Source organism: Ensifer sp. NPDC090286, from assembly GCF_044769565.1.
Taxonomy (GTDB): domain Bacteria; phylum Pseudomonadota; class Alphaproteobacteria; order Rhizobiales; family Rhizobiaceae; genus Ensifer.
The window spans coordinates 546,456-565,326 of the sequence record NZ_JBIVYF010000001.1 but is presented as its reverse complement, the minus strand read 5'-3'; the positions used below and the strand labels follow the sequence as shown (position 1 = coordinate 565,326).

Here is an 18,871-nt window from a genome sequence, read left to right as displayed (position 1 = left end):
CCAGCACTACGTTAACCTGGCCAGACATTTCGTCTGGAGAAAATTGTAATTGCCGAGGGGACTATGACCAAGGGAAAGCTGTTCAATCGGGTGCTTCGCTCAGCCGCCTCGATGCTGACGAGACAAGGTTTCCATGTTTCCGAGGAACGTTACTCTGCTGCGTACCTGAAGCGCTACGGTTTTGATATCAATACGTTCATCGATGTCGGCGTCTATCAGGGCAGCCCGGTGTTCTACGAACTGTTCAAGGACAAGAAGTTCGTCCTGATCGATCCCCAGCCGGATACGATGGAGAAGGCCGCCGACAGCGTAAGGGGCCTGAACTTCGACTACATCCAATCGGGCGCAGGCTCTGCCAAGGGCGTAGCAACCCTTTCCCTGGAAGGTCCCTCCTCGAGCCTGATGAAGCGCAGGGACTGGAAGCGGCAGCCGGAAAAGACGGTCGAGATACAGATTTCGCCGCTGGACGAACTTCTGGAAAACAAGGGCTACAAAGGTCCATTCGGATTGAAGGTGGACACCGAAGGCTTTGACCTTGATGTTCTCAAGGGAGCAGAAAAAACGCTTCGGGAAACGCAATTCGTCTTCACAGAGGCGAGCCTTCGTCGCCGGTTTGAAGGTAGCTATCGGTTTTCGGAACTTGTCGCGTACATGGCAGAGCAAGGCTTCGAAGTCGCCGATGTCATCCCCCATCGTTCGCACAATCGCCTCGTCGACGTCCTCTTCGTGCGCTCGGACAGCTCATATCTGGAGCCCAATGCCGTTCCGGTGCGCATGGTCGGCTCGTCCGTCAAAGCGCACAAGCAGAATTAGTCTTCATCCGGAAACATGCCGGCAATGGCGGAACCGTCACCGAACAGCACAGGTCGCAACAGGAACAGGCATCGATGCGCGTAACACTTGCGATATGTTGCTACAATGCCGAAGAGACGATCGAGCGGACGCTCTTGTCTGCCCGACAACTCGACTGGGATGATTTGGAGATCCTGGTCTGCGACGATGTCTCTACCGATCGCTCCGCTGCCATCGTCCAATCCGTCAGCCAGCAGGATCCGCGGGTAAGGCTGGTAAGTCACGATATCAACAAGGGGAACGCTGGCGCGCGCAACACGCTCGCGCGCGAAGCGACCGGCGAAATCCTGGCGTTCCTCGATTCGGACGACGAAAACGCTCCCGAACGGCTAAGGGTTCAGGTCGCAAAGCTGCTTGCGGCGGAGGAACGGCATACGGCGCCTATCTCGGTCTATTGCACGAGGCGCGTGATCTCCAACGGCAAGACGAGGAGCCTCAGCGCCATGGGCACCGCGCGGCCGGTGGGTGGCGATGCGGTCGCGCTCCATCTCCTCTGCGACGATCCCCTCCCCGGCGACGGCAGGGTCGGCACCTGCACTATGCTCACCCGCGTTTCGACCTTGAACAAGTTCGCCTTCGACGAGAATTTCCGCAGGGCCGTCGATCGCGAATGGGCCATTCGCTTTGCCTTGGAAAGCGGGCTAATCGTTGGCTGCGAAGAAAGCCTGGTCACACAACACCTCAGCCTCACGGACGCAAAGCGGTCTCGACAGAACGATGCACGGCGTCAGGTCGTGCAGAAATTCCGGTCCTACCTGCAGGGGAAGCGCTCGTATCTCTATGCGCTGACCATCCATCGGCCCGGCCGCATGTACACCAAGGGCCATAGGCTCTTGTTCAAGCCGGTTACCGCTCTTCTTTCCTGCTTCCGGAAACGAGCTTAGCGTTCTGCTGAGCGTTAGGGCGTGAATCGGCGGGCCTATCCGTCCGTGCTGGCGTGCCGGAAATCTTCCGCTCGTGGGGGACGAGATGTCGATTGCGAGATGATAAGCCAGCGATGGTGCTGTCTCGCAGATCACCACGTAATGAGTTCTGTAAACGGTAGCGAGAGAACCGTAACCGTCGTTCTTTAGCCGACCAACGCACCAGCTAAGCGCTTGAAATTATTGGCGACCCCTGCAGGATTCGAACCTGCGACAACCTGCTTAGAAGGCAGGTGCTCTATCCAACTGAGCTAAGGGGCCGTCCCGGGCTTTGCCCGTCGGATGCGGCTGAAGGACCTTAGTGGGTCCAGGGCTGCATCCGGTTGAAACGGAAGTTGTCCGGATAGGACACGCTCTTGCGGGTCGCTTCCTTCGGCGCGATCACGCGGTATTCGATGCCGTTGCGCTCGGCGTATGCGATTGCCTGCTCGGCGTTTTCGAACGTCAGTCGCAGCTGCTGCTTCATGTCGCCGGAGCTGGTGTAGCCCATGATCGGGTCGATGGTGCGCGGCTTTTCCTGATCGAACTCCAGCACCCACAGATTCGTCTTGGCCTTGCCAGACTGCATGGCGGTCTTTGCTGGACGATAGATCTTTGCGGACATGGTTTCGAACGGCTCCATACTTTCGCTGGCAACGTTCACGGGCGCCAGCATTCCGTCTTCCCATAACGCAGAATGATTTAAAACGGAATGACTTTTGGCCGGATAAATTTGGCTTTCCGGTAGGAGATGCGCGAACTTATGCGTTTGTCCCAATCGTAGATGTGGCTTTGGGAAACTTTGCTGTTGCAGCCCTGCTACGAAGCGTGTATCTCCGGCGCCGTTGGCACGGAGTGTAGCGCAGTCTGGTAGCGCATCTGGTTTGGGACCAGAGGGTCGGGAGTTCGAATCTCTCCACTCCGACCATTCATCGAGACGGAAGCGTCACTTTCCCCTTTTTTTCAATCTGTTCGTGATCTGCAGGCTAAACATCGCCGTAAGATCGCTCGATTGCGTTGGCAATCGATCGAGTTGTCCCGAATTGGGACAAGAATGCCTATTTGCCATACGAATTTAGGAATCGCTCAATCCATTGTGGATAGAGCGGACCGGCGCGCTTTCCAGCCCTGCCCGCCTCCCAAGCCCGCCCGAGCGATCCAATGACTGCCCAACTCGACCTTGCCACCGTTCTGTTGCTTCACAAGTCGTCGTTCCTGATCGGCGCCTTCTGCTTCCTCTATGCGCGTTGGCAATCGCCACGGGCCCAAGGGCTTGGCATTCTGGCGAGCGGCTTCCTCTTCCTGGCGCTCGCCTCGACGCTTGCGGGCTATGGCGAGCAAAAGCTGCTGCCGCCCACTCTGTGGCGGCTCTCCAGCTTCACGCTCGGGATCAGCGGATACGCTCTATTCTGGATCGGCGTGAGGCGCCTCAGCGGCGGCCGGCGCCGGCTGCCCGACTGGCTGGCGCTTCTTGTGCCGCTTGCCGGCGCGCTCGTCGGTCTCGCCACGCATTTCCACATGGTCAACGTCGTCAGGGCCAGCGTCTTCAACGCCGTCGCCTTTCTTTTCCTCGCGGCTTCGGCTGCTGCCGTCATCGCCGACCGCTCGAAGGAGCCGCTGCCGGCGCGCGCCATGCTGGCGGCCGCCATGGCCGTCGGGGCCAGCCTTTGTCTTGCGGTGGTCATCGGCCTCCTCAAGCCCGGCATCGTGCCGATTACCACAACCTACGCCTTCTTTCTCTCGATCATCTGCCACTTCGCCATCGCGCTCTTCGCGCTCGTGCTCGTCAAGGAGCGGGCGGAAGCGGAGTTGCGCCGATCTGCGGATACCGATGCGTTGACCGGCGTCGGTAACCGGCGATGGTTTCTGGCGCAACTGCCTCAGGCGAGTTGGCAGGGCGACTGCCTGATCGTGATGGACCTCGATCATTTCAAACGCATCAACGACCGCTACGGTCACCATACGGGCGATCAGGTGCTCGTCGCCTTCGCCGATCTGGTCCGGAAAAATCTGCGTCGAGGCGACAGCTTCGCGCGTCTCGGGGGTGAGGAATTCGGGCTCTATCTCCCGCGGACAAGCGAGACACAGGCATTTGCAATCGCCGAGAGGTTGCGCCGCACCGTGGAGGAACTGCAGGTCGCAAGCAGCGGGCAAACCGTTGCGGTCAGCATCAGCATCGGGCTTGCTACCGCCAGCGGCGCGGAGCGTTCCTGGGAGGCATTGTTCAACAGGGCGGATGCCGCGCTCTATGCTGCCAAGCGAGACGGGCGCAACCGTGTCGCGTCCGATGCGGAACCTGCGGTTTCGGAACCGCCTGCTGCGAGCCTTCACCGCGCCAGCTAATCAGGCGGGGCTTCGCCGCAAGCCGCCTTCAAAAAAGAGAAGCGGATCCAAGCATTTCCGATCCGCTTCAGATTGGAGGTATAAGGCTTATTTTAGCGCAATGCGCCGAATTCGCTTGTGGCCAAATTTTGCCTAGCGCGCCACCTTGGCGCGAACCTGTGTCTTTGTTGCACTTTTCGGCATGCGCGCAAGCGTGTAGGACGCACACGCAGCCACCATGGCGCTGTCTCTCCTGGAGTTTCGCTTTGCCTTTGTAAAATCCGGTCTCGCTAGTTTCACCCCGCACGCCCGATAGCGCTCCCGCTGTCGGATTGAACTTTTATGCGTTCGTTGAGGTGGCGGTTCGAGACCGGAATGGCATTGCCGATCTCAAGCCCGACGTACCTTCGTCAGGCGGAACCATCACGCCCAACAACTGCCAGACCGCGTCCCCGGAACGGGTACTCAAACCGTCGTCTCGATGGACTTCCAATTGGAAGAACCAGACGACATGTCTCATACATTGACGGTCCAGTGGACCATCGAACCCCAAACCGCACCCCGCCCCTGGCTTGCCTGCAGCCGCTGCGGCGGCCGACGCCCCTTCGTCTGCAGCGGCAAGACGCGGCTGAACGCCAACGGACGGCGGCTCGACGCCTGGCTGATCTATCGCTGCGCCGTTTGCGAAGACACCTGGAACCGCCCGATCTTCGAACGGCGGACGGTCATAAGCGTCGCGCCGGACGCGCTCGCAGCGCTACAAAGCAACGATCCCGCCTGGATCCGCCAGGTGGCGTTCGACATCGAGGGTCTTCGCCAATGCACGGACCGGATCGAGGATCTGGCCGATTCCAACGTGGAACGGCGCGTGTTGAGCGGGACCGTAGATAGCGCATGGCTTGAGATCGTCGTTGTCGCGCGCCACGCGAGCAGCCTGCGCGTCGACCGCCTGCTATCGGCGGAACTCGCGCTCTCACGCGCAAGACTGACAAAGCTCGAAACCGCGGGGCGAATCACCCTTCTGCCCGAATCGCGAAAGGCCCTGCAATGCCCAATCAGAGACGGCAGCCGCATCGTCCTCGATCTCACTGCGGAAGACGACCGGGCCGAAATTGCCCGGCGTGCCCGCGGGGGCCCGTAGTCGAAAGGCATCATGGAGCGCCCGGCACCGCGCCGGCGCTCCATGACGTCAATGGTTGCTGGTCAGAACTTTACGCCGACACCGACAGTGAACTGGTGCTGGTCGAGATCGACATTGACGCCGCCGAAGTCCTTGTCGCCATAGTCGTTGTAGCGGTACTCGGCGCGGCCGAAGACGCTGTCCGTGAACGAATAGTCGACCCCGGCACCGATCGTCCATCCGTTGAAGGTTTCCTTTTCCTTCGATGCGCCGGGCACATCGACGAAGCCGCGGGTCACCGCCCAGCCGCCAGCGCCATAGAGCAGCGCCTTGTCATTCAACAAGTACCCGACGCGGCCGCGAACTGCGCCCGAAACGTCGGTACCGACCTCGGTCGAGGTTCCGCCGACATCGAACGTCTTGTCGTTCCAATTGTAGTTGACGTCACCCTCGATGCCGTAAACCCAGTCGCCCTGCTGAAAGTTGAAACCGGCGAAGGCGCCGAGCAACCCACCATTGAAATCTTCCGAAGCGCTGCCGCCAGGCGCACTGAAATCTCCGTTGAGCCATCCGCCGCCGCCCTGTAGGCCGACATAGCCGCCGGTCCAGACGAATCCCGGCGTTGGCTGCACGACCGGTGCCGGTGGCTGGCTCAGATCGGCCGCCAGATCCGCTGCCATCGCGGTTTGCGCAACGGCGCAGGTCGCTACGATTGCAACAAGCACACTCCGGAACATCACGGATGCCTCCTGTTGTCGCCAGAAGAATATTAGTAACTCGTTAACACGCAGTCTGCCCGAAAGGCTTCACGATCTCAACCATGAAACCCGTGGGGTTCAGAGACATAATTTAGGAACTGAACGGGGAAGGACAAGGACGGCCGCGACGTGGCCCCGGCGCCTACGGCTGCGAAGGCGGAATTCGGGCGCCTTCCAGCCGGTCTCCAGGACGGATGTTCAGCCGCTTCACCGCGCCGGCATTGAGTTCCAGCACAAAAGCAACCGGCTCTTTCGAATCAATGATTGCTTCGGAAAAAGGCACAGCGCCTTCATGGATCGTGCGAACGACGCCCTTGTTGTCGATGAACAGCATGTCGAGCGACAGATGAGTGTTCTTCATCCACATCATCACGCGGCGTGTCTCGCCAAAATCGAACAGCATGCCGTGATCCGGCGCCATGGATGTGCGAAACATCAGGCCCTGCTCTCGCTGGGCCGGATCGACGGCGAGTTCGACCGTCAGCTCGTGCACCGCCTTGTCGCCATTGACCAGGCGCATCTTGTCCTTGGTGAACTGAACGTCGGCAAACGACGATACCGTCAGTGCAAGCAACAAAAAAAGCGCCAGGAAGGCGCTTTTTCCGAAAAGGTCTCGAACCGCGACCATCAGTGCGACCGGCTCGTCGGCGACGGGCCGTCGGGATGGATCTCTGCGGCCATCAGGCCCTTTTCGCCATCGCCGAACCGGACGAGCACGACTTGGCCCGGCCGCAGCTCGGTCAGACCGAAACGCCTGAGCGTTTCCATGTGCACGAAGATGTCTTCCGTTCCCTCGCCGCGGGTCAGGAAGCCAAAACCCTTGGTGCGGTTGAACCATTTGACGAGGACGCGCTCAAGCCCGCTCGTCGGCGTCACCTGGACGTGGGTGCGGACCGGCGGCAGCTGCGACGGATGCACCGCCGTCGACTGGTCCATCGAGAGGATACGGAACGCCTGATAACCGCGGTCCCGCTTCTGGATGAGCGCAACGACCCGCGCGCCCTCTAGAACCGTCTGGTAGCCATCGCGGCGCAGGCAGGTCACGTGCACCAGCACATCCTGCATGCCGTTGTCCGGAACGATGAAGCCGAAGCCCTTCGCGACGTCGAACCACTTTATCACGCCGGTGATTTCGATGAGGTCGAGAGCGTCGCTGCCAAAGTCGTCACCATGCATGACGTCTTTCGAAGATGTCCTATCCGCCATTCTCTCCCAGCCCCTCGTTTACGCGCGACTACCGATACGGTTAACTGATTCTTATTGACCAGAATAACATCGTCCCGCCGCGGATACGCAAGACCCTCGGCATATTTTGGCCGAGAACTAATATGGGGACGCAGCCTTGCCTCTGGCTTGCTGACGGACCACTATACGCCATCTTCTGCAAAACAGGGACATTGCAATGCGCTATCTGCACACGATGGTTCGCGTCAAGAATCTGGACGAGGCCTTGAACTTCTACGGCAAGATTTTCGGCCTGACGGAAATCCGCCGCTACGAAAATGAAAAGGGCCGGTTCACGCTGGTGTTTCTGGCCGCTCCCGGCGACATCGATCGCGCCCGCGCCGAACTCTCGCCCTGCCTCGAACTCACCTACAACTGGGATACGGAAGACTATACCGGGGGACGGAATTTCGGCCACCTCGCCTACGAAGTCGACGACATCTACGGCTTCTGCCAGCACCTGATGGAAAACGGCGTGACCATCAACCGGCCGCCGCGCGATGGCCACATGGCGTTCGTTCGCTCTCCCGACGGCATTTCGATCGAGATCCTGCAGAAAGGCGAAAACCGTCCGCCGCAGGAACCTTGGGCATCGATGGCCAATACGGGCGTCTGGTAAGCTCCGCACAATTCTCGCGAACGAAGATGGCCCCGTGCTGTCGGTGAAATCCGGCGAGCATGGCCGAGCCGTCGATCAGCAGCAGCTATGAATGATCCAGGGCCCGGTCTATCCGGGCCTTTGCATGTTGGAAACATGCGGGCTCAAGGTTAGCGCCGGTTTACAAATCGCGTATCGTTGAGTACTTTTTCGCGCGAAACGTTGATGCCGGGTCCTATCCGCGATGTCTCGTGGCGGCGACCCCCTTTTGTACTTGGCCTGATCTTTTCCCGTGGCGCTCATTCCGGTCGCCGCGAGAAGCATGAGTTTGTTTGTTCTGAGCGATGTTTCGGAGCTGAGACTTAATGCATGACAAGGCGAGGCTTCGCCGGTCATGCACGGAGAGCGGGGATAGGACGTTGCAACATCCGGAAACGAAGAGCGCGGTGCTCGTCACCATTGCGCGGGCTGCAGCTTTATCCGTTTCGCTGCTGGCCTTGAGCGGCTGCATGTCGGCGGTCGGGGAAAACGATGCCGCGACCGCGCTGAAAGCCGAGGGGCAGGCAACCCCGGCGCAAACCGCAGAATCGGACGCCACGGTCCAGGACGGACAGGTGGTCGCACTCGGCAGCGATCCGCAGGCGCAACAGACAGCGGCCAATGCCGCAGTTCCTCAGGATGCCGGACAGCCGCAATCGCTGACGATGCAGGGAACCGGCCTGCGCGCCGCTTCATCCAGCATCTATGGCCAGGCGCCTGCCGCACAGGCAACGACGACCGGCCAGCCCCAGACGACGGGAACTGTTCCGCTCCCCGCCGGGCAACCCGGCATGAACGCAACCAACAACAGTCTTTTCAGCGGCACCCAGCGACAGCCGCTGCCGGTTATCGCGCCGCAACAGGGGGCCGCCAACATGGCCACCGACGTCGTGATGGACACCGCCGTCGCCGCCTATGCTCCGTCCGCGGCGCAGGACGCCACCCTCCCCGTTGCCGTTCCGGTGCCGCTGAGCGCCGAGGCTGCAGCCAGCGGCCAGACCTCGTCGACGCCACAGGCCGTGGCCAATGCAGAAGCCGCACCGGCAGCGACTGAGGTCGCGGCCGCGCAACAGGCAGCAGAAGCCACGCCAGCCGACGATAACAACGAAACGTCGAAAACCTGGACGCTCGCGGCCCTTTTTGCCGGCAAGCGCAAGGAAAAACCGCAGCAGGTGGCACTTCGCTCGGCTCCGCCGGCGGAAAAGAAGACGATTACCACCAGCAATGCGAGCCAGCCGAAAACGGCCTCCCTCGCCTACACGCTTCCGGGCGTCAAACTGAACTCGCTCTACAACTACGAGCACGAAGAGCATCTCGGCGATGACGACGACGGCGCACCGGTTCAGGTCGCTTCGCTTTCGGGTCTCGCCCGACTGGCGCCGAGCGGGTTGATTCTGCAGACCGAAAAAGTCGATGCCGGCTGCTTCAAGCCAGAGCTCATGCAGATGCTGAAGAAGGTGGAAACGCATTACGGCAAGCAGGTCATGGTGACGTCGGGCTTGAGGCCGATCAAGGTCAACCGCGCCAAGCAGTCGCTGCATACCCGTTGCGAGGCGGCTGACATTCAGGTTCAGGGCGTCAGCAAGTGGGATCTCGCCGAGTTCCTGCGCAGCGTCCCGGGCCGCGGCGGCGTCGGCACCTATTGCCACACGGAGTCGGTCCATATCGATATCGGTGCACAGCGGGATTGGAACTGGCGCTGCCGGCGCGCCAAGGGTTGAAGGCAAGCACTTGTTTCCATGGAGGTTTCAACGAGAAGCCTCCAATCCTTCAGGCCTGTCGAATTTTTACAGAAATATGAAAATTGCCGCTTGCGGTTCTGAAATCCTCTGGCTATAAGGCGGCCACACAGCGAGTGCGCCCTTCGTCTATCGGTTAGGACACCAGATTTTCATTCTGGGAAGAGGGGTTCGACTCCCCTAGGGCGTGCCACTGTGTTGCCCCCTCCCCAAATCACAATCGATTTTTTGTTGTTGGAACAGCGGTTTTCTGCGTCGAACGCATCTCCGATTCCGGCCGTTCAGTCGCCGAATTTTTCTCGGCGATTTTAACAGGAAAAGCACAAAAAAACTGAGATTGGCGCTTGCGGTATCCAGAGTCGCTGGCTATAAGGCGCCCACACAGCGAGTGCGCCCTTCGTCTATCGGTTAGGACACCAGATTTTCATTCTGGGAAGAGGGGTTCGACTCCCCTAGGGCGTGCCACTGTGTTGATCTCCTCCTCCAATTCGAAATCGATTTTCTGTCGTTGGAACAGCTATTTAACGCGCGTTTCGACACCCGCATTTCCGCCTTGTGCCGGCATGAATCTTTCCTGGTATTTTGAACAGGAAAATCACAAAAATCCTGAGATTGGCGCTTGCGGTATCCAGAGTCGCTGGTTATAAGGCGCCCACACAGCGAGTGCGCCCTTCGTCTATCGGTTAGGACACCAGATTTTCATTCTGGGAAGAGGGGTTCGACTCCCCTAGGGCGTGCCACTGTGTTGAATTTCTCCCCCACACTCCTAATATTAAGCAATGCTCTCCGCAGGGCTGCAGCTCATCTTCCTGTCGTGATTTGCGCTGAACGAGCGTAATATTTGGCAGCGAGCTGCAACGCATGTGCGCCCATCGTCTAGCGGTCAGGACGCCGCCCTCTCACGGCGGCAACACGGGTTCGATTCCCGTTGGGCGTGCCAAGATATCCGAAACGACGTGACTATAGTCGTTCGCCGCTCTCGCCCGAAGTCGGCCCCTGATAATCGCCCAAGACAGCATCAAAAGCTCTATTGCTCGGTTCGCGCTCTTCAAACTCTTCATCAAAGGAGCCACGAGTGAGCATCAAGTCGCGGGCCGCGCCGGCCACAGGCGAGATGCGCTCAAGCCAGCCAGAGGCGATGACGGAGTTGTCGTCATGGATGTCCTCCAGTTCCGCAACCGCAACGTTGACGACTCCAAGTGCCCGGGTGACTGCTTCCACCTCCGAAGGTGTCATCGTCACAGGCCAAATGGGGTTATCGTGATCCACCCAATCATAAAACATCTCAAAGTTACTCTTGCGCGCTCATCCTTTGCACGGCCGCAGCGCCTTCCGCCAACCAGCTCATTGCGTCCATGATCCGGTTTCGCATGCGCTGATCAACGAGGCGGGTAGATGGCGTCTCGCTCACGGTACTGATCACTCCAAAGGTAGTTGCATTAGCATCGGACTGACGCGCCAATCCCTGCTCCAGGGGCCGCCAGCCTCTAAACTTGGCCAGCGGCAAGCGTGTCCTGCGTGGCGATGCTACAGCGCCTTGGCGGCATCCGTGACGCGCAGTTGCACGCGACGCTGGCCTTGCCAGAGATCTGCCGAGACCGAGCCCGCGACGTGAATGGACGCGCCGCGGCTCGACAGCAGGAAGTCGCCGAGCGGCGTCTCGGTCGCCCGGAAGGCTATCCCGTCGAGACGGCTGCCGTCCTGGCCCTCCAGCGTCACCTTGACGTGGTTGGCGCCGACCTGGCGGCTGTCGCGCAGGCGATGCTGCGGAAAGGCAAAGACGGGCTGCGGGTGGGCTGAGCCATAGGGGCCCGCCTGCTCCAGGAGGTCGATCAGTTCCAGCGTCGCACCGGATGCTGCAAGCGCGCCGTCGACCTTCAGCGTCTGGATGGCGACAAGCTCACGCACAGCGGCTTCCGCACGTTCCTCGAAGAACTGCCGGAGCTTTCCGAGTTTCGCGCGCTCGACGGTGAGGCCGGCCGCCATGGCATGGCCGCCGCCCTTTACCAGCAGACCACCGTCGACGGCGGCGCGGACCATCTTGCCCATGTCGAAGCCGTTGATCGAGCGGCCGGAGCCGGTGCCACGTCCATTGGGGTCAAAGGCGATAGCAAAGGTCGGCCTGCGGAATTTTTCCTTGATGCGGGCTGCGAGCAGCCCGACGATGCCCGGGTGCCAGTTTTCGCGCGCGGTGACGATCACCGAAGCGCCCTCGCCCGTGCCGTATTCGGCCAGAACCTCAGCCTCCGCCTCGGCCAGCATGACGGCTTCCATCGCCTGCCGCTCGCGGTTGAGTTCATCGAGCTGGGCTGCGATCTTCTCCGCCTCGGCAGCGTCTTCCATCGCCAGCAGCCGGCTGCCGAGTGCCGCATCGCCAATGCGTCCGCCGGCATTGATTCTCGGGCCGACGAGAAAGCCCAGGTGATAGGGCGTGACCGGGCCACCGATCGCCGCTTTCCGCAGCAGCGCCGAAAGCCCGACATTGCCCATATGGCGCGCTGCGATCAGTCCCTTGACCACATAGGCGCGGTTCAGCCCCTTGAGCGGCACGACGTCACAGACGGTTGCCAGTGCCACCAGATCGAGTTGGGCCAGCAGGTCGAACGAAGCGACGCGGCTGTCGCCGGCGTTGCGCAAGACACGCAAGGTATTGACGAGAACCAGATAGACGACGCCGGCGGCGCAAAGGTGCCCCTGCCCCGAGAGATCGTCCTCACGGTTGGGATTGACCAGCGCATGGCAAGGCGGCAGCGCCGCACCGACCTGATGGTGGTCGATGACCACGACATCGACGCCGCGTTTCTCGGCAACGGCAAGCGATTCATGGCTGGTCGAGCCGCAGTCGACGGTGACGATGAGATCGGCGCCGTTGTCGATCAATTGCTCGATCGCCGTCGGGTTCGGGCCATAGCCTTCGAAAATCCGGTCGGGAATGTAGATTTCCGCATCGATGCCGAAATGGCGCAGGAAACGCGCCATCAACGCCGAAGACGCGGCACCATCGACATCATAATCACCGAAGACCACCGTCTTTTCGCGGCGCTTGATGGCCGTTGCCAGTCGCTCTGCAGCCTTGCGGCAATCGGTCAGTTTGTCCGGGTCCGGCATCAGCGAGCGAAGCGTCGGATCAAGAAAACTTGCGGCATCGTCGAGCACGACGCCACGGCCGGCAAGCACGCGCCCGAGCAGGTCGGAGTAGCCGTGGACCTGGCTGATGGCGAGCGCCCGGTTCTGACCCGCCTGGTCGAGGCGCGACACCCATCGCTGTCCGCTGACCGACCGCTCGACGTTCAGAAAGGCCCGCTGTACCGGATCCACCAATTCTTCCATGCTCGTCCACCCGCTTGGCGCTTGATTCCTCTTAGCGCATAACCCTGGAAATCGTGACCGTTTTCAGAACGGCATACACAGAGATCCACGTTTTGCGGGGATCTGCGCTGCTATCGGCGCCCAAGGCATAAAGAAAGAAGCCTCGCCGGCTTGCTTGCGCGGCGAGGCTTCCAATCTATCGGCGGCAAGCTGCACTGCGTGCCGATATGCCGAATGGTCTCGGGCCCTGTCGCCCTCAGTTTGCCTTCGGACGTTCGATGCGGATGACCTGCGGTTCGCCGACGAGGTAGCCCTCGCCCTTGATCGCCTTGATCGCATCGCGAACGGAGTGCTCCGATGTCGCATGCGTGACCAGGATGATCGTCTGCGGCTCGCCCGTGTCCATCAGCTGCTTGGAATGCTGCATGATCGATTCCAGCGAGATTCCGTTGTCGGCCATGCGGGTCGCGATGCTGGCGAAGACGCCGGTGCGATCGACGACCTTCAGGCGGATGAAGTAGCCGCCCTCGTGGCTCTGGATCTGCGCACGCTTGTAGGGAAGCAGCGCATTGGTCGGACGGCCGAAGGCCGGAACGTGCTGGGCGCCCGGGCGGCTCTTGGCGATGTCGGCGATATCGCCGAGCACGGCCGAAGCCGTCGCGTTGCCGCCGGCACCAGGGCCGACCATCAGGAGTTCGCCGAGAATATCGGATTCAATCGCAACCGCATTGGTCACGCCATCGACCTGAGCGATGACGGAATCATAAGGCACCATCGTCGGATGGACGCGCTGCTCGATGCCGCTTTCGGTGCGCTGGGCGACGCCGAGAAGCTTGATGCGGTAGCCGAGATCGGCGGCCGCATGGATATCGTCGATCGAGATGTTGGTGATGCCTTCAAGGTAGATGTCGTCGGCAGCAATCGCCGTTCCGAAGGCAAGGCTCGTCAGGATCGAAAGCTTGTGGGCCGTGTCGTTACCCTCGATGTCGAAGGCCGGGTCGGCTTCGGCGTAACCGAGGCGCTGGGCTTCCTTCAGGCAGGCTTCGAAGGACAGCTGTTCCTTCTCCATCTTCGTCAGGATGTAATTGCAGGTGCCGTTCATGATCCCGTAGACGCGCGAGATCGTGTTGCCCGTCATGGATTCGCGCAGCGCCTTGATGACGGGGATACCGCCGGCAACAGCCGCTTCGTAGTTGAGCAGCGCGCCCTTCTCCTCGGCGATCTTGGCGAGTTCGATGCCATGAGCAGCCAGCAGCGCCTTGTTGGCGGTGACCACGTGAATGCCGCGCTGCAGCGCCGCCTTGACGGCCGAATAGGCCGGATCGCCGGAACCGCCCATCAGCTCGACGAAAACGTCGATATCGGCGTCACGCGCAAGCGAAATGGCGTCGTCGAACCAGGCGGTCTTCGAAAGGTCGACGCCACGGTCCCTGTTGCGGTCGCGCGCGGTTACGGCCGTGGTCTCGATTGCCCGTCCGCACGTTGTCGCAAGCATCTCGTGACGATCCTGGAGGATTCGCACGAGCGAGGCACCGACGGTACCCAAGCCCGCAATGCCGATTTTGAGGGCATCTGCCATAGCCATTTCCTAACATGTAGAGGGCGCACCGCGAGAACAGCGGGGCCAGTGTGGAAGGAGGCGCGCGTCAAACACGCCTCCCGACTTCTTACCTATGAGCGTTCAGCGAGATGACGTTGTGCATCGTCTCGTCGGCGGTCGATAGGAACTTCTTGATGTTGCGCGCCGCTTGACGGATGCGGTGCTCGTTTTCGACCAGAGCGAGACGAACGTAATCATCGCCCTGCTCGCCGAAGCCGATACCGGGAGCGACCGCAACATCAGCCTTCTCGACGAGGAGTTTTGAGAATTCGAGCGAACCGAGATGACGGAACTTCTCCGGGATCTTCGCCCAGGCAAACATCGTCGCTGCCGGCGGCGGCACTTCGAAGCCGGCCTTGCCGAAGCTGTCGACCATCACGTCGCGGCGGCGCTTGTAGATGTTGCGCACTTCGGCGATGTCGCTGCCGTCGCCGTTCAGCGCCTGGGTGGCGGCCACCTGGATCGGCGTGAAGGCGCCGTAATCGAGGTAGGACTTCACGCGCGTCAGTGCCGCGATCAGACGCTCGTTGCCGACGGCAAAGCCCATGCGCCAGCCCGGCATCGAGAATGTCTTCGACATCGAAGTGAACTCGACCGTGCAGTCGATCGCGCCCGGAACTTCCAGCACCGACGGCGGCGGCGCGTCGTTGAAGTAGATTTCCGAGTAGGCGAGATCGGACAGCACGATGATGTCGTGCTTCTTCGCAAAGGCGATCACGTCCTTATAAAAGTCCAACGTCGCTACCTGCGCCGTCGGGTTCGACGGATAGTTGAGGATCAGCGCCAGTGGCTTCGGGATGGAATGGCGAACGGCGCGTTCCAGCGGCCCGAAGAAGGTTTCGTCCGGCTCGACCGAGATCGAGCGGATGACGCCGCCGGCCATCAGGAAGCCGAAGGCGTGGATCGGATAGGTGGGGTTCGGGCACAGGATGACGTCGCCAGGTGCGGTGATCGCCTGCGCCATGTTGGCGAAGCCCTCCTTCGAGCCAAGGGTGGCGACGACCTGGGTATCCGGGTTGAGCTTGACGCCGAAGCGGCGGGCGTAATAGGCGGCCTGGGCACGACGCAGCCCGGGAATGCCCTTCGACGACGAATAACGATGCGTGCGCGGGTCCTGAACGGCCTCGCAGAGCTTGTCGACAATCGACTGTGGTGTGGGTAGATCCGGATTGCCCATGCCGAGGTCGATGATGTCAGCACCGGCCGCTCGCGCGCTTGCTTTCAAACGGTTGACCTGTTCGAAAACATAGGGCGGCAAACGCCGGACTTTGTGAAACTCTTCCATCTCCAAACCTCGTTTGGCGCACGCTCCCGCCAGCGGCTCAAGCCTTTGCGAAACCGTGCGCTGTGGTGAACGGCCGTCCATGCGGCCATTGAACGCTTTGCGTCCAAATCACCGGAAAGGCAAGCGCTAATTCTGGATCTCTTTAAGCGTGTCCGTGCCGTGTTGTTCGGCGAGCGCGCGCATCTCCTTCAGGCGCCGCTGGTACTCCGCTTCGGAGATCGCGCCGGACTTGCGCGCAGCACCGAGCGAGCTCAGGCGCGCCTGCATATTGGTCGCTTCTTCGTTGGTCATCTGCGCCGTTGCGGCCGGCTTCTGGCCATAGACCGACGGATAATTCTCGAAGTTGGTCCCCTGGCTGTTGCAGCCAGCAAGCGTGCCTAGCAGAACGATCCCGGCAACCCAGGTGATGGAACGCTGTTTTCCGACGGCAAGCATACTGGAGACGACCTCTATTTTGATGGCGCGACGATGCGCTAGCCCTTGTAATCATTTTCGGGCAGAATGTAAAAATACAAAACAAACAAGATGCTGTGGAGGACGCCGGGTGACAGCAGAGAGGAATGCGGAAGGCAAGGACGGCTACGCAGGCTTCGATCCCAAATCCGTCGAACCCTATATCGTCAAGGATCCGGAAAGCCTCGCCGTCAACCTCGCCCGCGCCATGGAACAGCTTGGCAAGGCGGCCTCCGCCTGGCTGGCGCCGCGGGAATCGGGCCAGAAGTCCGATACCTTCGCCGAGCCCGTCACCGACATGGTCAAGACGCTGTCCAAGGTCTCGGAGTACTGGCTTTCCGACCCTCGCCGCACGCTCGAAGCGCAGACTCACCTGATGGGCAGCTTCTTTGAGATCTGGTCGCGCACGCTGCACCGCATGTCCGGCGAAGAGACGGCCGCGCCTGCCGCCCTCCAGCGCAACGACAAGAGATTTGCCGACGAGGACTGGGTGAAGAACCCGTTCTTCGACTTCATTCGCCAGGCCTATTTCGTAACGTCGGACTGGGCCGAACGCATGGTCGAGGACGCCGAGGGGCTCGACGACCACACGAAGCACAAGGCTGCCTTCTACGTAAGGCAGGTTTCGAGCGCGCTGTCTCCGACGAACTTCGTCACCACCAATCCGCAGCTCTACCGCGAGACCGTTGCCTCGAGCGGCGCCAACCTGGTCAAGGGCATGCAGATGTTTGCCGAGGACATCGCCGCCGGTCGCGGCGACCTCAAGCTTCGGCAGACGGACACCAGCAAGTTTGCGATCGGCGAAAATATCGCGATGACACCGGGCAAAGTCATTGCCCAGAGCGACGTCTGCCAGGTGCTGCAATACGAGGCGACGACGGAGACCGTGCTGAAGCGGCCGCTGCTGATCTGCCCACCCTGGATCAACAAGTTCTACGTGCTTGATCTCAACCCGCAGAAATCCTTCATCAAATGGGCGGTCGACCAGGGACACACGGTCTTTGTCATCTCCTGGGTGAACCCGGACGAACGGCACGCGACCAAGGACTGGGAAGCTTATGCCCGCGAAGGCATCGGCTTTGCGCTCGATATCGTCGAGCAGGCGACCGGTGAGCGCGAAGTCAATGCCATAGGCTATTGCGTCGGCGGCACCCTGCTTGCCGCAACGCTGGCATTGCACGCTGCCGAGGGCGACGACCGCATCCGCTCGGCGACACTGTTCACGACGCAGGTCGATTTCACCCATGCGGGCGATCTCAAGGTGTTCGTCGACGAGGACCAGATCAGCCAGATCGAACAGAACATGAGCGTGACCGGCTATCTCGACGGCTCGAAGATGGCGACCGCCTTCAACATGCTGCGCGCTTCGGAGCTGATCTGGCCATACTTCGTCAACAACTACCTCAAGGGCCAGGAGCCTCTGCCCTTCGACCTGCTTTACTGGAACTCCGATTCGACGCGGATGCCGGCGGCCAATCATTCCTTCTACCTGCGCAACTGCTACCTCGATAACAAGCTTTCGAAGGGCGAGATGGTGCTTGCCGGCAAACAGGTGTCACTCGGCGACGTGAAGATCCCGATCTACAATCTCGCGACCAAGGAAGACCACATCGCGCCGCCACGCTCTGTATTCCTCGGCAGCGCTTCGTTCGGCGGCAAGGTCACCTATGTTCTCTCCGGTTCGGGCCATATTGCAGGCGTCGTCAACCCGCCGGACAAGGGCAAGTATCAGTTCTGGACCGGCGGCGCGCCCAAGGGTGACTTCGACGATTGGTTCAAGGCCGCCAAGGAAACACCGGGATCGTGGTGGCCGCATTGGCACCAATGGATCGAGAAACTCGACAAGCGACGCGTTGCGCCCCGCAAGCCGGGCGGTCCGCTGAACTCGCTCGAGGAAGCGCCGGGCTCCTACGTGCGCGCCCGCGCCTGAACCATTTTGCAGGACCTGCCTTGATCTTCGATCCTCCGCTGACGGCCGCGACCCTCGTGCAGCGCTACAAGCGCTTTCTCTTCGACGCCCTGTTGGCTGATGGCACGGCCATGACCGGATCCTGTCCCAATACCGGTTCGATGCGCGGGCTGACGACACCCGGTTCACGCATCTGGATGTCGGAACACGACAGCCCGACGCGGAAGTACCGTCATATGCTGGAAATCGTCGAGGTCGACGGAACGATGGTCGGCATCAACACCGGCCTGCCCAACCGACTTGCGGAAGAAGCCATCGGGCTGGGGCTCGTTTCCGACCTGCATACCTATGAACACAGTGCGCGCGAGCAGAAATACGGGCGCAACTCGCGCATCGACATTCTCCTCAGCGATCCCGAGCGCGGCCGTGCCTATGTCGAAGTCAAGAACGTACATTTCAGCCGCACGCCCGGTCTTTCCGAATTTCCTGACAGTCCGACGACGCGCGGTGCGAAACATCTCGACGAGCTCGGTGATATGGTCGAGGCAGGTCACCGTGCGGTGATGATCTATCTCGTGCAGCGCGATGACTGTGACCGGTTGAGGATCTGCCGCGAGTTCGATCCCGCCTATGCACGCGCCTTCGACCGCGCGATGTCACGTGGTGTCGAGGCCTACGCGGTCAAATGTCAGGTTTCGCCAACGCAAATCCGCCCGACCGGATTGATGGCAGTGGACGAAGCGGCCCTCGCTGCTCTATGA

The 18,871-nt window shown here is 60.8% G+C and carries 17 protein-coding genes and 6 tRNA genes; 13 read left to right on the top strand and 10 right to left on the bottom strand.

What is annotated here, in order from left to right; all coding sequences use genetic code 11:
• The first annotated feature begins 63 nt into the window (after positions 1 to 63).
• Both ACIQUG_RS02820 and ACIQUG_RS02815 read left to right on the top strand, forming a co-directional pair.
• Entirely contained in the window at positions 64 to 813 is a 750-nt protein-coding gene (locus tag ACIQUG_RS02820; protein WP_402317161.1) for an FkbM family methyltransferase, read from the top strand.
• Positions 814 to 887: 74 nt separating this feature from the next.
• Positions 888 to 1,736 carry a glycosyltransferase family 2 protein gene (locus ACIQUG_RS02815; RefSeq protein ID WP_402317159.1) on the top strand — a complete coding sequence of 283 codons (849 nt, stop codon included), beginning with the start codon at positions 888 to 890 and terminating at the stop codon, positions 1,734 to 1,736.
• Between the two features lie 223 nt (positions 1,737 to 1,959).
• Here ACIQUG_RS02815 and ACIQUG_RS02810 read toward each other — a convergent pair.
• Both ACIQUG_RS02810 and ACIQUG_RS02805 read right to left on the bottom strand, forming a co-directional pair.
• A tRNA-Arg gene (locus ACIQUG_RS02810) sits at positions 1,960 to 2,036 on the bottom strand.
• A gap of 37 nt (positions 2,037 to 2,073) precedes the next feature.
• On the bottom strand, positions 2,074 to 2,430 hold the full coding sequence (locus ACIQUG_RS02805; protein ID WP_082006169.1) for an ETC complex I subunit: 357 nt from the start codon (positions 2,428 to 2,430) through the stop codon (positions 2,074 to 2,076).
• 175 nt (positions 2,431 to 2,605) lie between these two features.
• Here ACIQUG_RS02805 and ACIQUG_RS02800 point away from each other — a divergent pair.
• From ACIQUG_RS02800 to ACIQUG_RS02790, 3 genes are all read left to right on the top strand, one after another.
• Positions 2,606 to 2,682, top strand: a tRNA-Pro gene (locus ACIQUG_RS02800).
• A 233-nt stretch (positions 2,683 to 2,915) separates the two neighbouring features.
• On the top strand, positions 2,916 to 4,097 hold the full coding sequence (locus ACIQUG_RS02795; protein WP_402317155.1) for a GGDEF domain-containing protein: 1,182 nt from the start codon (positions 2,916 to 2,918) through the stop codon (positions 4,095 to 4,097).
• Between the two features lie 490 nt (positions 4,098 to 4,587).
• The gene (locus ACIQUG_RS02790) at positions 4,588 to 5,217 is read left to right on the top strand and encodes a DUF1062 domain-containing protein (protein ID WP_402317152.1); all 630 of its coding nucleotides are present in this window, start codon (positions 4,588 to 4,590) and stop codon (positions 5,215 to 5,217) included.
• A gap of 62 nt (positions 5,218 to 5,279) precedes the next feature.
• Here the strand turns inward: ACIQUG_RS02790 and ACIQUG_RS02785 are convergent, their stop codons facing one another.
• The 3 genes from ACIQUG_RS02785 to ACIQUG_RS02775 all read right to left on the bottom strand — a co-directional run bounded on the left by ACIQUG_RS02785 (position 5,280) and on the right by ACIQUG_RS02775 (position 7,160).
• On the bottom strand, positions 5,280 to 5,933 hold the full coding sequence (locus ACIQUG_RS02785; protein WP_402320527.1) for an outer membrane protein: 654 nt from the start codon (positions 5,931 to 5,933) through the stop codon (positions 5,280 to 5,282).
• A gap of 163 nt (positions 5,934 to 6,096) precedes the next feature.
• Entirely contained in the window at positions 6,097 to 6,582 is a 486-nt protein-coding gene (locus ACIQUG_RS02780; protein WP_402317150.1) for a DUF192 domain-containing protein, read from the bottom strand.
• Complete coding sequence (locus ACIQUG_RS02775) at positions 6,582 to 7,160, bottom strand: cold-shock protein (protein WP_043623636.1); 579 nt, start codon at positions 7,158 to 7,160, stop codon at positions 6,582 to 6,584. The genes ACIQUG_RS02780 and ACIQUG_RS02775 overlap by 1 nt, the downstream gene beginning before the upstream one ends.
• Positions 7,161 to 7,356: 196 nt before the next feature.
• On the opposite strand from ACIQUG_RS02775, the gene ACIQUG_RS02770 reads away from it, so the two are divergent.
• From ACIQUG_RS02770 to ACIQUG_RS02745, 6 genes are all read left to right on the top strand, one after another.
• Positions 7,357 to 7,797, top strand: a complete 441-nt coding sequence (locus tag ACIQUG_RS02770) for a VOC family protein (RefSeq protein WP_043623639.1) — start codon at positions 7,357 to 7,359, stop codon at positions 7,795 to 7,797.
• Positions 7,798 to 8,195: 398 nt separating this feature from the next.
• Entirely contained in the window at positions 8,196 to 9,536 is a 1,341-nt protein-coding gene (locus ACIQUG_RS02765; RefSeq protein ID WP_402317145.1) for a D-Ala-D-Ala carboxypeptidase family metallohydrolase, read from the top strand.
• Positions 9,537 to 9,672: 136 nt separating this feature from the next.
• A tRNA-Glu gene (locus tag ACIQUG_RS02760) sits at positions 9,673 to 9,747 on the top strand.
• Positions 9,748 to 9,944: 197 nt separating this feature from the next.
• Positions 9,945 to 10,019 (top strand) — tRNA-Glu (locus ACIQUG_RS02755).
• 200 nt (positions 10,020 to 10,219) lie between these two features.
• Positions 10,220 to 10,294: transfer RNA gene (locus ACIQUG_RS02750), tRNA-Glu, on the top strand.
• 125 nt (positions 10,295 to 10,419) lie between these two features.
• Positions 10,420 to 10,494, top strand: a tRNA-Glu gene (locus tag ACIQUG_RS02745).
• Positions 10,495 to 10,514: 20 nt separating this feature from the next.
• On the opposite strand, the gene ACIQUG_RS02740 is transcribed toward ACIQUG_RS02745, so the two are convergent.
• The 5 genes from ACIQUG_RS02740 to ACIQUG_RS02720 form a co-directional block, all read right to left on the bottom strand.
• Positions 10,515 to 10,838 (bottom strand): hypothetical protein, encoded by a 324-nt coding sequence (locus tag ACIQUG_RS02740; RefSeq protein WP_402317143.1) that lies wholly within the window; start codon positions 10,836 to 10,838, stop codon positions 10,515 to 10,517.
• Between the two features lie 243 nt (positions 10,839 to 11,081).
• Positions 11,082 to 12,884 carry a single-stranded-DNA-specific exonuclease RecJ gene (gene recJ / locus ACIQUG_RS02735; RefSeq protein ID WP_402317140.1) on the bottom strand — a complete coding sequence of 601 codons (1,803 nt, stop codon included), beginning with the start codon at positions 12,882 to 12,884 and terminating at the stop codon, positions 11,082 to 11,084.
• A gap of 235 nt (positions 12,885 to 13,119) precedes the next feature.
• Positions 13,120 to 14,442: a homoserine dehydrogenase gene (locus ACIQUG_RS02730; RefSeq protein WP_043611645.1), complete on the bottom strand. Its 1,323-nt coding sequence runs from the start codon at positions 14,440 to 14,442 to the stop codon at positions 13,120 to 13,122.
• 88 nt (positions 14,443 to 14,530) lie between these two features.
• A complete protein-coding gene (locus ACIQUG_RS02725) occupies positions 14,531 to 15,748 on the bottom strand; it encodes an LL-diaminopimelate aminotransferase (protein WP_034796568.1) in 1,218 nt (405 codons plus the stop codon).
• 126 nt (positions 15,749 to 15,874) lie between these two features.
• The gene (locus ACIQUG_RS02720; RefSeq protein WP_043611643.1) at positions 15,875 to 16,183 is read right to left on the bottom strand and encodes a hypothetical protein; all 309 of its coding nucleotides are present in this window, start codon (positions 16,181 to 16,183) and stop codon (positions 15,875 to 15,877) included.
• Between the two features lie 109 nt (positions 16,184 to 16,292).
• Between ACIQUG_RS02720 and phaC the strand changes: the two genes are divergently transcribed.
• A complete protein-coding gene (phaC, locus tag ACIQUG_RS02715; RefSeq protein ID WP_043611642.1) occupies positions 16,293 to 18,131 on the top strand; it encodes a poly(3-hydroxyalkanoate) polymerase subunit PhaC in 1,839 nt (612 codons plus the stop codon).
• Between the two features lie 20 nt (positions 18,132 to 18,151).
• On the top strand, positions 18,152 to 18,871 hold the full coding sequence (gene sfsA / locus ACIQUG_RS02710) for a DNA/RNA nuclease SfsA (protein ID WP_402317135.1): 720 nt from the start codon (positions 18,152 to 18,154) through the stop codon (positions 18,869 to 18,871).